The sequence below is a fragment of the Treponema sp. genome, assembly GCF_017430385.1.
Taxonomy (GTDB): Bacteria; Spirochaetota; Spirochaetia; order Treponematales; family Treponemataceae; genus Treponema_D.
On record NZ_JAFRNB010000113.1, the window covers coordinates 34,205 to 47,703 of the forward strand.

Annotated in this window: 10 protein-coding genes; 5 read left to right on the forward strand and 5 right to left on the reverse strand. The window is 44.4% G+C overall.

Annotated features, from left to right (window positions below; all coding sequences use genetic code 11):
- The first annotated feature begins 3 nt into the window (after positions 1-3).
- Positions 4-3,729 carry a transcription-repair coupling factor gene (mfd, locus tag IJJ71_RS08150; protein WP_296846335.1) on the forward strand — a complete coding sequence of 1,242 codons (3,726 nt, stop codon included), beginning with the start codon at positions 4-6 and terminating at the stop codon, positions 3,727-3,729.
- Positions 3,730-3,775: 46 nt separating this feature from the next.
- Here mfd and IJJ71_RS08155 read toward each other — a convergent pair whose 3' ends face one another.
- Positions 3,776-4,990, reverse strand: coding sequence for a hypothetical protein (locus IJJ71_RS08155; RefSeq protein WP_296846336.1), 1,215 nt, complete (start codon positions 4,988-4,990; stop codon positions 3,776-3,778).
- 50 nt (positions 4,991-5,040) lie between these two features.
- Positions 5,041-5,823 carry a transporter substrate-binding domain-containing protein gene (locus IJJ71_RS08160; RefSeq protein WP_296846337.1) on the reverse strand — a complete coding sequence of 261 codons (783 nt, stop codon included), beginning with the start codon at positions 5,821-5,823 and terminating at the stop codon, positions 5,041-5,043.
- Between the two features lie 196 nt (positions 5,824-6,019).
- Between IJJ71_RS08160 and IJJ71_RS08165 the strand changes: the two genes are divergently transcribed.
- Positions 6,020-6,526 (forward strand): deoxycytidylate deaminase, encoded by a 507-nt coding sequence (locus IJJ71_RS08165; protein WP_296846338.1) that lies wholly within the window; start codon positions 6,020-6,022, stop codon positions 6,524-6,526.
- 104 nt (positions 6,527-6,630) lie between these two features.
- Here the strand turns inward: IJJ71_RS08165 and thrC are convergent, their stop codons facing one another.
- Positions 6,631-8,043: a threonine synthase gene (gene thrC, locus IJJ71_RS08170; RefSeq protein WP_296846339.1), complete on the reverse strand. Its 1,413-nt coding sequence runs from the start codon at positions 8,041-8,043 to the stop codon at positions 6,631-6,633.
- A 27-nt stretch (positions 8,044-8,070) separates the two neighbouring features.
- Positions 8,071-9,036, reverse strand: coding sequence for a hypothetical protein (locus IJJ71_RS08175; protein ID WP_296846340.1), 966 nt, complete (start codon positions 9,034-9,036; stop codon positions 8,071-8,073).
- A 227-nt stretch (positions 9,037-9,263) separates the two neighbouring features.
- Here IJJ71_RS08175 and alr point away from each other — a divergent pair, with 227 nt between their 5' ends.
- Both alr and IJJ71_RS08185 read left to right on the forward strand, forming a co-directional pair.
- Positions 9,264-10,436 carry an alanine racemase gene (gene alr / locus IJJ71_RS08180; RefSeq protein ID WP_296846341.1) on the forward strand — a complete coding sequence of 391 codons (1,173 nt, stop codon included), beginning with the start codon at positions 9,264-9,266 and terminating at the stop codon, positions 10,434-10,436.
- 13 nt (positions 10,437-10,449) lie between these two features.
- A complete protein-coding gene (locus IJJ71_RS08185; protein WP_296846342.1) occupies positions 10,450-11,103 on the forward strand; it encodes a hypothetical protein in 654 nt (217 codons plus the stop codon).
- Here the strand turns inward: IJJ71_RS08185 and IJJ71_RS08190 are convergent.
- Positions 11,078-12,694, reverse strand: coding sequence for a bifunctional folylpolyglutamate synthase/dihydrofolate synthase (locus IJJ71_RS08190; protein WP_296846343.1), 1,617 nt, complete (start codon positions 12,692-12,694; stop codon positions 11,078-11,080). The two genes, IJJ71_RS08185 and IJJ71_RS08190, sit on opposite strands and share 26 nt — an antisense overlap.
- A gap of 226 nt (positions 12,695-12,920) precedes the next feature.
- On the opposite strand from IJJ71_RS08190, the gene IJJ71_RS08195 reads away from it, so the two are divergent.
- The coding region (locus IJJ71_RS08195; RefSeq protein ID WP_367113234.1) for a tryptophan--tRNA ligase at positions 12,921-13,499 on the forward strand (579 nt) is incomplete at its 3' end.

A 13,499-nucleotide genomic window follows, 5' to 3' on the forward strand; every position in this document is an offset into this window, starting at 1 on the left:
TGCATGAAATCATTATTATCAAATTATCTTCTTTCTGTCACTAATGGCTGGCATGATTTTCTCTCTGATATAAAAAATCTTGCTTCTGGAGAGTATTTCCCTGCGGAAATTGAGGGTGTCTCCGGGACAGGCGCGAGTTTTCTGACTGCACATTATATTGAGGCTGTCCGAGCGCGAATTCTTTCTGCTTTACAATACAATGCAACCGGGCGGTATTCACAGGGGCAGCAGTCGGCCGGTGTCTCTTCGCTTTCGGCTTCTTCCCTTGATTTTGTCGTCGTCGTTCCTACTGAAAAAGAAGCCCTTGATTTAACCCAGGATTTTGAGACGGCTTTTTCTGATTCTGTTGAGGTTTATTCCCTTCCATGGTGGGGAATTGTTCCGTATCGTTCCGTTGCAGTCGGTTCGGCCGTTTTTGGCCAGCGATCCGGCGTTCTTTCTCGGCTTGCTTATCAGGCACGCTCGCTCAATTCAAACACAAAACCGCGCATTTTTTTAATCACACAGCGTTCATTACAGACTCCGCTTCCTTCTCCAGAATATATCCGCTCTCTTGTGTTCAATCTTCATAAAGGGCTTTCGATAGATCCGACAGATTTGGCTGAAAAACTTGCTTCGTTGGGCTATATTCGCGTTCCAAAAGTCGGTGTTCCCGGAGAATTTACGCTTCGTGGCGAGGTTCTTGATGTTTTTACTCCTGGAGAGGCTCGGCCTAGCCGAATTCTTTTTGATTTTGATGAGATTTCTTCTATAAAATCATTCGATGTTGAAACTCAGTCAACTGTGGAAGTCTTGGATTCGCTTTTGATTTACCCGATGAAGGAAGTTATCTGGAATGACGAGCTTTTGGGGCGGCTGGAAAGTGTTTTTGAAAAGTTTGGGGAAAATCTCGCCAAAAATGACCTGGATAATCCGCTCTCCGCGGATTCTGTGGCCTCTGTGAGAAATTCCGCGGACAAAGAGACGATTTTCCTTGCCCTTACGGAAGAAGCCGAGAAAGCAAAGCTTAAGCTTCTTGACGAGCTTCGTGCCGGGCGTGAAAGTGAAGGAGAGGAGCTTTTTTACGGAGCCGTCTGGGAGAAAAAATACACTCTTTTTGACTATATTTCTTCTGATACAACGGTTTTCTTCTATGATTATGACCGCCTGAACAACATGCAGGAGAATTATGACCGTGAGTATGCCGGAATGTACCGGACGGCCCGCCAGAAATTCCCGGTTTTGCCTCCGAGCGAGATGATTCTTCCGTTTGAAAAAGTCTCGGAGATGACTGAGCATCGTATTTCTTTCCGAACCTTGCATACCGAGACTGATGAAGAAGAGAATGCGAATGAAGATGTCAATTTCTTCAAGATTGAATGTGAGCCGCCAAAAAGTTTCTTTGGAAACATTAATTATTTGAAAGAGCAGCTTGAAGATTTGCAGAGCGAGGGCTGGAAGATTTTTGTGTTCGCGGACAACGAAAATCAGTCGCTACGAATAAAGGAAATCCTCAAAAATTATATCGATAAGCCGGCAGAAGGAGAATATTTAGAGCGGCTTACAAAAAATGCCAAAAGGGGAATCCCGTATTATCCGCTGGTCGTTTATCCAAAGGCGATTACGACAGGATTCGGAATTTCTGAGACGAAAACGCTTGTAATTCAGGAAAATGAGATTTTCGGACGACGAAAACATGTTCCGAAATCAATCCGAAGCGCAAAATCTCAGACTATTGATACTTTCGTCGAGCTTAACGAGGGCGATTTTGTCGTTCATGTTAATTACGGCATCGGAATTTTCCGTGGAATCCAGCGCGTCAAGGCAATGGGTAACGAGCGTGATTATATCAAGCTTGAATATGCCGATGAAGAATTTGCTTTCGTTCCGATCGAGCAGGTCAACCTTGTCCAGCGATACATCGGAAACGAGGGTGACAATCCGCGCCTTGACCGAATCGGCTCAAAATCCTGGGAAAACCGCAAGAACAAGGCAAAGAAAGCGGTTGAGGACTTGGCAGAAAAACTTATCGCGCTTTACAGCCGAAGAAAAGCGAGCCGTGGCTTCCCATTCCCGAAGGACGGCGAGTGGCAGACAGCCTTTGAGGCTGCTTTCCCTTATGAGGACACGCCAGACCAGTTCACTGTCTCAAAAGAAATCAAGGCCGACATGGAAAAACCGGTTCCGATGGACAGGCTCGTGTGCGGCGATGTTGGTTACGGAAAGACTGAAATTGCCATGCGCGCGGCTTTCAAGGCCGTAATGGGAGGCAAGCAGGTCGCTTTCCTTGCTCCAACGACAATTCTTGCTGAACAGCATTATGAGAGCTGTGTGGAGCGATTTTCAAACTTCCCTGTTACGATTGCCCAGCTTTCTCGTTTTGTGTCACCCGCCGAGCAGAAAAAGATTATCGCAAAGGTTGCGGCCGGTGAAGTTGATATCTTGGTCGGAACGCACCGAATCATCCAGAAGGATATTGTTTTCAAAGACTTGGGCTTGATGATTATCGATGAGGAACAACGGTTCGGCGTAAAGGACAAGGAAAAACTCAAGACGATGAAGGCAAACATCGATTCCCTTGCCATGAGTGCGACTCCGATTCCTCGAACGCTGCACATGAGTCTTTTGAAAATCCGCGATATGTCTCTTCTGACAACGCCTCCGCAGACTCGTAAGCCGATTGAGACGATTGTTGACGCTTACACTGAAGAGCGAGTTGCAAAGGCAATCCGGCAAGAAGTCGAGCGGGGCGGGCAGGTTTTCTATCTTCACAACCGGGTTGAGACTCTTGAAGATGTCCGCCGGAAATTGCAGCAGATTGTGCCTGAGATGATGATTGATGTCGCTCACGGACAGATGAGTGCCGAAGAACTTGACGATATTTTCCGCCGTTTCAAGATGGGCGGCTTCCATATTCTTATTGCCACAACAATTATCGAAAACGGCATCGACATTCCGAATGTAAATACAATTATCATAGACCGGGCCGACATGTACGGCGTAAGCCAGCTTTATCAGCTCAGGGGCCGTGTTGGCCGAAGTGATCGAAAAGCCTACGCATATCTTTTGTACCCGGAGAACAAGGTGCTTTCTGAAGTTGCGATGAAGCGATTGCAGGTAATCTCCGATTTTACCGAGCTTGGAAGTGGCTTTAAGATTGCGATGAAGGACATGGAAATCCGAGGAGCTGGAAATCTGCTTGGGCGAGACCAGAGCGGCGAAGTCTATTCAGTCGGGTTTGATTTGTATGTCAAACTCCTGAATGAGGCCGTTGAGCGGCTTATGAACAACGAAAACTATGAGGCACAGAATGAAGTCCTCATGGAGCTTGAATATTCTGGCTTCATTCCTGACACTTATATTCCGAACTTGCAGACTAAAATGGAAGTTTACAAGAAAATCGCCGGAGTTCAGACAAAAAGTGAGCTTGAGGGAATCTATCTGGAGCTTGAAGACCGTTTTGGCCCGATTCCAGATGAAGTTTACTCTCTTTTGAGCCTTGCGGAAGTGCGTGTAATCGCCAAAAAACTGTTTATTTCTTCTATAAAAGAAAGGCAGGGCTTAATTCAGATAGAATTCGGAAAAGTCAGCAATATAAAGGTAGACAGGGTTCTTAAACTGATAAAAGAAACTGCCGGCAAGGTCAAGCTTGACCCAACCAAGCCGAACATGATTCTTATGCAGGCCGGAAAAATCGGCCTGAAAGAAAAGAGTGAGTTTATCCGCGAAAAACTTGAGGCATTAGTCTAAAAACACGGATAAACTCAATTTTGCGAATTAGAATTAACAGGAATTGCTATAAACTGAACTTGCCAGAGACCGAAAGCGGTGCCTTTGCCATGTTTGCGGCCGAAAGATTCTCCGCCGTATACAAGTGGTTGTCGAAAGCATTTCCTGTCTCGTCGCCAGTCAGCTCTGGAACTCTTATGAATTTAGTTCCAATCTGAAGGCTGGCTCGCGGGCTGATGTCAAAAATTAGGCCAAGTCCGATTCCTTTTTCGCAGACCCAGCCACGGTTATTGCTTCCGCCGAGGCCTGAGTATTTCTTTTTGTTTCCTGCACTGTCAACGAAATTAGCGTGATCGAAATTCGCGTAGTAAAGTCCGAAGAAAACAGATGCCACAAGCTCAACTTTTTCAGTTATGTGGTAAGAGATGGCGACAGGAAGCGAAAGATGGAATTCGTTGTAGCCTTTTTTGGCGAACGGATTGTAATCATCAACCTCACCTTTTTTGTTTTTTGGAAGGTCTGTCGGATTTGCGGTATTCAGCACAATGTGAAGGTCCGGCCTGATTCCGACCGTAAAATCTTCGATATCTTTTGTGGTTCCTGCCCAGAATTTGAATGTGTGGCTCGTAGCAACCTTGTGAACATCTGTCTTGTTGCCGACACCTTTCATCGGTGGTGCTGCCATATAGCTTGCTCCGACACCGTTTGATGAATCCCGGCTCCAGTCATATTTGACGGACATTCTTGGAAACATCACATCTGCAGTCCATGGCCCCAAAAACCAGAAACACCAGTCGATTGAAGCCGCCGCCCTGTGCTTGAATTCATCTACACCGAAAATGTACGCGACTGTTCCGCCCGGCATTGCGGTTCCTTTTCCGCCAGAATAGCAGAAATCATAATATCGTCCCTGGAAAGTGAGTTTTTCACCAAGACCGATATTGAAAGCCAGTCCAAGATCAGTCATGTTTGAGGGCCAGTCCTTATAAGCGGAAATCTGCTCGTAAAAAATAAGAGATGCCTTTAAATCTTGATATTTCGCGCTTGCACCGGCATTCCAGTAGTTTTCATCAACACCAGCGTAGAAAGTCGGATAAAAATCCTTTTCAAGGCTGACATCGTTCCAGTAAAAATAATCCGTGAAGTTGTCATAGTCCGTGCGGAACACCCCGAAACTTGCCGTGTTCATTCCGCTGTGATGCTGGTGCCCGAAATTAATGATTTGAGAGAATGCTGATTTTGAAAGGAGAATCAGCGAAAAAATGATTGCTAGCTTTTTCATAATAATATTATAAAAAAAAGCAGACTGCATGAACAGTCTGCATGAGATTTTTAATATTTAAGTTTGTGTTTTACGAGGAGCCTGTCAAGTTCCCCGGATTTTACAAGCGTTCTTATAACCTCGTTGACAACTTTTGTCACGGCGGAATTGTCTTTTTTGATTGCGACAGCGTACTTCATCTCATCGAAGTGCTCTGGCAGAATCATAACCGAGTCGTCAAGATAGCCATGAAGAATCGAATTGTCAATGCTGAACGCGTCGATTTCACCGTGGTCAAGCGCGTCTTTTAAAGTCTGGTTTGAAGGGTAGGTCACGCATGTGATGAAAACGCCTTCCCTGATTGCGGCATTTTTTATTGTGGTCGTAGTCATCGAGCCTTGCGTAACGCCGATTTTTTTGTTCTCCAGATTTTTGAAAGAAGTGATACCGGAGCTTTTTTTGACCATGAGGCCGACTGAATCAGTGTAGTAGACATCCGAGAAATCATAATTTTGCTTTCGTTCCTCTGTAACGGTGAATGTCGCAATAACCATATCAACCTTGTCCTGATTGAGAAACGCGCTCCTGTTTTTCGCAGTGACTGTGACGAAGTTGATTTTTGAGTCCGTGCCAAGAATTTGCCTTGCGACAGCCTTTGCGATGTCGATTTCAAGCCCCTCGTGCTCCTTGGTTGTCTGATTGATTTGCCCGAACCCCGGAACATCGTCCTTAACGCCCACAGTGAGTACGCCAGCTTTTTTGATTTTGTCAATGCCGTTGGATTTTGCGTTTACTGTGCCTGCAAAAGAAGCAAGCAACGCCGATAAAAGAAGAATTTTTTTTGAATGTTTCATATCAACTTCCAAAACTAAATAAATTAAACTTATTTTAATACAGAATCCGGCATAAAGTAAAGAAAATTTAAAAATATTTTGGGCGATTCCTGCCTTGCGGCAGGTCGGGCTATTCGTGGTTTCATTCGCTTCGCGAACAGCTTCGCTGCCACTACTATCCCTATCGCAAAAGAAATTTTTCTGATATAATTTTATCATGTCTGAATCAAAAGAAAAAACTGAAAAATACATTCGTCCGACCTGGGACGACTATTTTATGGAAGTTGCCCGCACTGTAGCCAAGCGCGCTACCTGTGACCGCGGACGGAGCGGCTGCGTAATTGCCCGCGACAACCAGATTTTGGTTACTGGATATGTCGGAAGCCCGGCAGGTTTGCCTCATTGTGATGAAGTTGGCCATTTGATGAAGAAAATGCTTCACTCGGACGGCACAATCAGCCAGCATTGTGTTCGCACCGTTCACGCCGAACAGAATGCAATCTGTCAGGCTGCAAAAAGGGGAATTTCAATCGACGGAGCTACGGTCTACTGCAAAATGACTCCTTGCCGCACTTGTGCCATGCTAATAATCAACTGCGGAATCAAGCGGGTAGTCTGCGAAAAGCACTATCACGATGAAGCTGACAGCCTTGAAATGTTCAAAGAAGTAGGAATTAAAATCGAACATTTGGAAGATGAAGTCCAGAAATACGAAGATATGTAGTTAGAAGTTAGCAGGTAGGAGTTAGGAGTTAACTTTTCTGTAACTGCGAGTCGCTCGAAACGAAGCAAGCAACTTCTAACTCCTAATTCCTCACTCCTCACTTTTTACAGGTTCTCAAGAAGCCAGCTCTTGAACTGCTCGTAGCTGTTTTCCATTGGAATCGCTTTGTCTTCGAGCTTCATTACCTTTTCGAGGCGGTCCGGGATAACTGGAGAAGAGCCTGTTGCTTTCTGTACTGTCGCACCGAATTTTGCAGGATGTGCTGTCTCCAAGATGATGCCGACTGCTTCTTTGTTGATAACTTTGTCTGCCCAAGAAGGGAGATTTGGTGTAAGGCCAGGCTTTGTGAAGTCGTTCTTTGTGCCGTTTTTGAGAGCTTCCATGCCACCTTTGCGAATGTCGCTCCAAGCTTTCCAGCCGACTGCACCGTGCGGATCAATTGTATAGCCTGTTTTTTCGTAACAATTTTTGATTGAATCGATGATTCCGTCATTATCAAGCCAGTATGATGCGAAGAGTGAGCGAACCTGCTCTAGAGAATACATTGCCTGAATGCGCTCATAGTTTGAAGGAGCACCGACGTCCATTGCGTTTGCATAAGTCTCAACAGATGGGCGGGCATTGTAGTCGCCGGTTGCAATCCAGTCAGGAATTGTGCGGTTTGAGTTTGTAGCGGCAACAAAACCTGTGATTGGAGCACCCATTTCGCGTGCAATCAAGCCTGATGTGAGGTTACCGAAGTTTCCGCTCGGAACGACACAGATGATTGCCGGATTTTCGATTTTGTTGTCACCCCAGCTTCGTGCGCGAACAGCGAGGCTTGAGTACATGTAATAGAAGCTCTGAGGCAAGAGTCGGGAAATGTTGATTGAGTTTGCAGAAGAAAGACGGAGTTTTGCGCGCAATTCGTTGTCTGTGAAAGCTGTTTTTACGAGCTTCTGGCAGTCATCGAAAGTTCCTTTTACTTTGAGGGCACGAACATTTCCGTCGAAAGTTGAAAGCTGTTTTTCCTGCAATGGGGAGATTTTTCCCTCCGGGTACAAGATTGTTACATCAAGCCCCGGAACATTGTGGAAAGCTGAGCCAACGGCTGAGCCTGTATCTCCTGATGTTGCAACGAGGATGTGGAGCGGGGTAGATTCATTTCGGTTGAAGTAAGACATTACGCGAGCCATGAAGCGTGCGCCGAAATCTTTGAAAGCGCATGTCGGACCGTGGAAAAGTTCAAGAACATAAGAGACTTTATCGACAGGAACAACCGGGGCTGTGAACGGATATGCGTCCTGAATGATAGCCTGCAAGTCCTTGTCCGGGATTTCGCCAGCAACATAAGGCTTTGCCATTTCAAAAGCGATGTCGCGGAAAGAAGGCTCCGGTGTTTTGTTGATAAAGCTTGAAGGCAATTTCGGGAACTCGACAGGAATGTACAATCCGCCAGTCTTCTCGTTCATGCCGCTCATTACGGCTGTCTTCAAGTCAGTCTTAACGCTTTTATCACGCGTATCTGTGTAGATCATTTTATATCTCCCTTAGTTTTCAGTTTACTAGATTCCGTATTTAATTTCGTCTGCAATTTGTTCCGCGAGCTGCTTTCGGGCATTTGCAAGCGCGTTCCAGTCATTTTTGTCTGTGACTGAAATTGTTTTATCGATTGCAAAAGTGATTTCGCCTGTTTTTGAGTCCATAGACTTTACAGAACCTGTGAGCGTGTAGGTTGAGCCTTCCGCTGTCTTTTCGTTTGAGTCAATCTTAACAGTTCCGTAAATTATGAAACTTGGGGCGATTGATTTTGCGCGGGCATAAACTTTTTCCTTGTTGTCCTGAATAACAGCGTCTGAAACTTCCTGCGGAGCGTTACCGATTCTTGTGAATCCGAGTTTCATCAAAGTCATGAGAAGATTTGATGAAGAAATTGGATTGGAAGTGATTGCCTTGCCGTTCTGGTTGAAGTCTACGATTGCGAGGGTGCCGCCTGCTGATTTTAGGTTTGTCTGAACTTTGTAAGCGGCTTTGATAGTTTTTGCTTGGACGAGTTTTGCGATTTCTGGATCGCTCATGTCACCTTTCGGGAAGAATGATACTTCTGAATTGAATGAGAATGTTGGCGCAGGAGGAAGGAATTTTGCTTTTCCTTCTGAATCTGTAGAGACTGCTGTCTCCGCGAATTGAATGAGGCCTTCTTTGCGTGACGAAGGATAAACTACTGAAATCTCAAATGACTCGACCGGATTTCCCTCTGAATTTTTGACCTCGATTGTGTACGGCTCTGTGAAGATTTTGCCTTTCGTTGTCTGTTTTGGGAATGACAAGAGAGAGAAGCTCAATCCGTCCAGTTTTTGAGAATAAAGCTCTGCGGCAGTCGGAACTTTTACGACCTCAACAGGAGTATTTGATTTATTTGATTTTTTTTGTTGGTTTTCGCCATTCTGGATGTTTGCCGTTGATGCGCATGAGAACGCCAATGTCGCAAACAGGCTTATGCAAATTTTTGATGACTTTGTAAATTTCATATATGAAATCCCCTGAAACTTTTTTTTGCATTAATTTTAATAAATAATTTTTGTGAAGGTTACATCAAGCTGTTTCTCTAAGAAGTAACAATACGGTTTTGAAAGTAACAGGCTCCTAAAACTGTCCATAATATCACAAAACTGTATTATTATAGAGAAAACTCGAATCTTTCACAAGATAAAAATTTTGATTGAACAAAAAAAGATGAATATATAGAATAGAATTTATGAGACCAACAATTGCTAAAATCTACATGAAAAATCTGCGGCATAATCTTAAGGTTATCCGTTCAAAAATAAATCCTTCTTCAAAAATGTGCGTCGCAATCAAGGCCGACGCTTACGGTCACGGAGCCGTTGAGTGCGCTAAGGCTGCGATTGAGTGTGGCACGGACTATTTTGCCGTTGCCGCAATCAGCGAGGGAATCCAGCTTCGTGAGGCCGGAATCACATGCCCGATTCTGGTTCTGAGCCTTTGCTCGCCTGACGAAATGGACGACCTTGTTCAGAATGATTTGACTCCGCTTGCTTTTGACGAGGAATATATCACAGGAATTGCAGTTTCTTGCCTGCGCTTGGGCAAAAAAGATTTCCCGGTTCATCTTGCGGTGGACACAGGAATGGGGCGGATCGGTTGTTTGCCTGAGGAAGCTCCTTTTTTTGCGAAGATGATTCTGGACACAAAAGTCCTTAAACTTGGCGGAATGTGCACTCATTTTTCTGTCGCTGATTCTCTGGACGCGGACGACATCGAATACACAAAAAAACAGTTCGAGCGGTTCAATTTTGCGTGCGAGCAGGTAAAAAAGCTCGGAATCGACCCCGGAATCCGGCATTGCTCGAATTCAGCCCTTACTCTCAACAATCCTGAAATGCACCTCGACATGTGCCGGCCTGGAATTATCTGCTACGGTTATTATCCTGGTGATTTGACAAGAGAATATTTCGAGAAAAAAGGCGAAAAAATTGACCTCAAGCCTGTGATGGCTCTTGTCTCAAAAGTTGTCTCAATCAGAAAATTCGGCGTAGGGCATTCAGTTTCTTATGGACGTACCTGGACAAGTTCGCGTGAGACCGACATCGGAGTTCTTCCGATTGGATATGACGACGGTCTATTCCGAAGATTCAATCAGACGAATGAGGGCAGGGAAGGCGGCGGCCTAAAAGTTGCGATTGGCGGAAAGCCGTATCCTGTCCGAGGTCGGATCTGCATGGACCAGTGCATGATTGATTTGGGCAAAGAAAGCGAAGTCAAACGCTGGGACGAGGCGGTGATTTTCGGGCCAGAAGAAAGTGGCGCGCTCCAAAGTGCCGAGGAAATTGCGCGGGCAACCAACACGATTTCTTATGAAATTACCTGCGGAATCTCAAAACGGGTTCCGAGAGTTTACATCGACTAAAAGAGGTTTTTGAATGGCGGTAGAAAATCTGATTGAAACAAGACTCAAAGATCCTAAGAAAGATTTATATGACAAAGCTAATGATAAATATGGCTATACTGGAATACAAAGTTTCGTGCTTGTCGATGCTTATGACAACCTTATTTTTTATGCCGCGACAAAATATGAGGCCGTTTTTTATTATGCCTACAAGTGCAAAAACACAGAGGAAGATATAAGAGAAGTTTGTGAGAAAATTAAAGACATAACTGAAGAATCGCCTTGCTATGACTTGTTTTGGAGAGATTTTTCGGAATTAAAAAATCAGCACGATGCAGGATTTTTTTATAAACTAGAGGGAGAGCAGTATTACAGCTATTCAATGCTGAATGATGAGCTGGAGCGAATCCAAAGGAAAATCGAATTTTTGAATTATGACAATGCACTGGAAAAAAGCCTTGAATTGGTTTTGAAAGGCAGAAAATATGGTTTTGAGCCTAATGCTTTTTTTAATCCCAATGCTAATGATGAAAAGTGGGAAATAGAAAAAAGTCTTAGAAAAATAGATTTCCTTGATGATTTTGATTTTCTAATCCTTTCAAAAAATGAAAAGATTAGAAAATTGTACGAAAGTTATTTGTCAGGACTGTCAGAGTTTAATGTTAGTTGTCTGGCTGCTGGCAAATAATGCTGTGATTTTGCAGGAATTTCTTCACTTCGGCAATCAGGTAGAAGGAGCCTGTCACAAGAAGAATTGACTTACTAGCGTTCGCATGGTCGAACGCTTTTTTTATTTGCGTTTCAAAATCTTCGTTGAGGTCGTAGGGAATTTCTGCATCTGAAAAAGCCTTTGCGAGCGTTTCCAGATCAGACTGTTTTACATTTCCTGGCTTTGTCAAAAATACTGAATCAAACTGATTTTTGAAAAGCGGGGCAATGTCCTTCGCGTCCTTGTCAGCGGCACAGGCGAAGAGAAGTGTTGGGCGAATGGCCTGTTCTGAATTGTGGTTTCGACTTGGCAGCTTGAAGTTTTGCTGCTCCGTTCCAACCACCGGACATGCCTTTACATTTTCCGAACGACCGGCAGTTTTTTTTGAAAATTGATTTTCAGATTCCTTACGACCGTCAGTTTTCCCGAAAACTTGATTCATTGTTTCAATTGTGAAGCGGACGCTGTTGACTGTGTGCGCTCCGTCCATCACGAGGAAGGGAATATTTTCAAAGCTTTGTGGAGCCTGAATGATTTCAAATCTGGCAGGAAGCTTTGCTTTTGCCAGGCCTCGCTCAATCACTTCCTCACTAATGTTCGGAAGGGCTGTTTTTACAGCAAGGGCTGCAAGCGCGGCATTCTCAGCCTGAAAGCGACCGAGCAATAGCGTATCCGTCTGTATAGGTCTTTTGAAATTTTTTGAAGAAAAACTAACGCTCATTAGTGAGATGTTTTGATTTTGTTGTGAAGATGTATGATTTTTTATACCATCTTCTTTAAAATTCTGACTACCGATAGTTATATTAGTATTATTTTTTATACAGTTTGATATATTTTTTATCTCAAAGCTTAGATTCTGAATTGCATCTTCCACGAAAATTGCCCTGGCGTGCTTTTCGGCAGCGATTTTTTCAAAAACTTTACGAACTTCCGGTCGTTGCTTTGCAATTACGACAGGCGTGTTCTCTTTTATGATTCCGCCTTTTTCAAAGGCAATTTTTTCAAGAGTGTCGCCCAAAAATTCCGTGTGTTCAAGTTCAATCGGCGTTATAACCGAAACCTTTGGGTTTACGATATTCGTTGAGTCCAGCCGCCCGCCAAGGCCCACTTCAAAAACAGACCAGTCGACTTTTGCCTGTCGGAAAACCAAGAATGAAAAAAGCGTGACAAGCTCAAACCAGGTTATGGGTCTTTGCCCCGGAAGCTCCTCGATCGGAATGGCCTTGACTCCGCTCATGATTTCTTCGACGGCACGGTTGTAAGTTTCTTCCTCAAAAGCTCCGCTTGGGCTTGAAACCCGCTCGATAAAATCCAGAATATGCGGAGAAGTGTAAAGGCTTGTTTTGTAGCCCGCCTCATCCAGAATCGATGCGATAAACATTGAGACTGAGCCTTTCCCTTTGCTGCCCGCGACATGGAAGCAGGGTGCGAAATCCTGTGGTTGGCCGAATTTTTCACAGAAGAATTTCATGGTATCCAGCCAGAAAATGTTCTTTTTTGGGGTTTTCTCGAAGTTGAGGTAAGAATCTATCCAGTTTTCTAATTTTTCGATTGAAGCAAGTTTTTTCATGGTTGGAAATTATAATGATTAGTTTTTTTTTAAGCGAGTGGATTTTTATTTTTACAATAAATGACCGCGCGGAATTGGAAGCCCTTTAGTTGCGAAGCGACCGGCGGGAGCGTAGCAATGAGCGTTAGCGAAGGCTGGAAAGCCCGTTGCAAGTTGATTCGCGCCTTAAAATTCTTATAGATAAAATCACCCGATTCTGATATAATCTCTGCATTTAGAGGAATTTATGTCAGAAGAATTAGAAACAAATGCAGATAAAATCCTGGCTGAAGCCATGAGAATGAGCGAAAAAATCGAGGCAGACATTGCCCAGAATCCCAAAAAATACCGTGTTTTGACCGGTGACCGACCGACTGGCCGCCTTCACATCGGGCATTATTTCGGCTCGCTCAAAAACCGCGTCCGCCTTTCAAAACTTGGCGTTCCAACGATGATTTTGATTGCGGATTATCAGGTTTTGACCGACCATGACGCTTTCGACAAAATCAGCGAGAACACAAAAGAGCTCGTAATCGACTATCTTGCAGCCGGAATTGAGCCTGGCGAAAATGTGTGCATTTATCCGCACAGTCATGTTCCTGAGGCAAACCAGCTTATGGTTCCTTTCCTTACGCTCGTAACGAAGAGTGACCTTGACCGAAACCCGACCGTAAAGGACGAGATGGCCAAATCTTCAATTCCGCTCAATGCAGGCATGTACACTTATCCTGTTCATCAGGCTGTGGATATCCTTTTCTGCAAAGGAAATGTCGTTCCTGTCGGAAAGGACCAGCTTCCGCATCTTGAAATTGCGCGCCAGATTGCA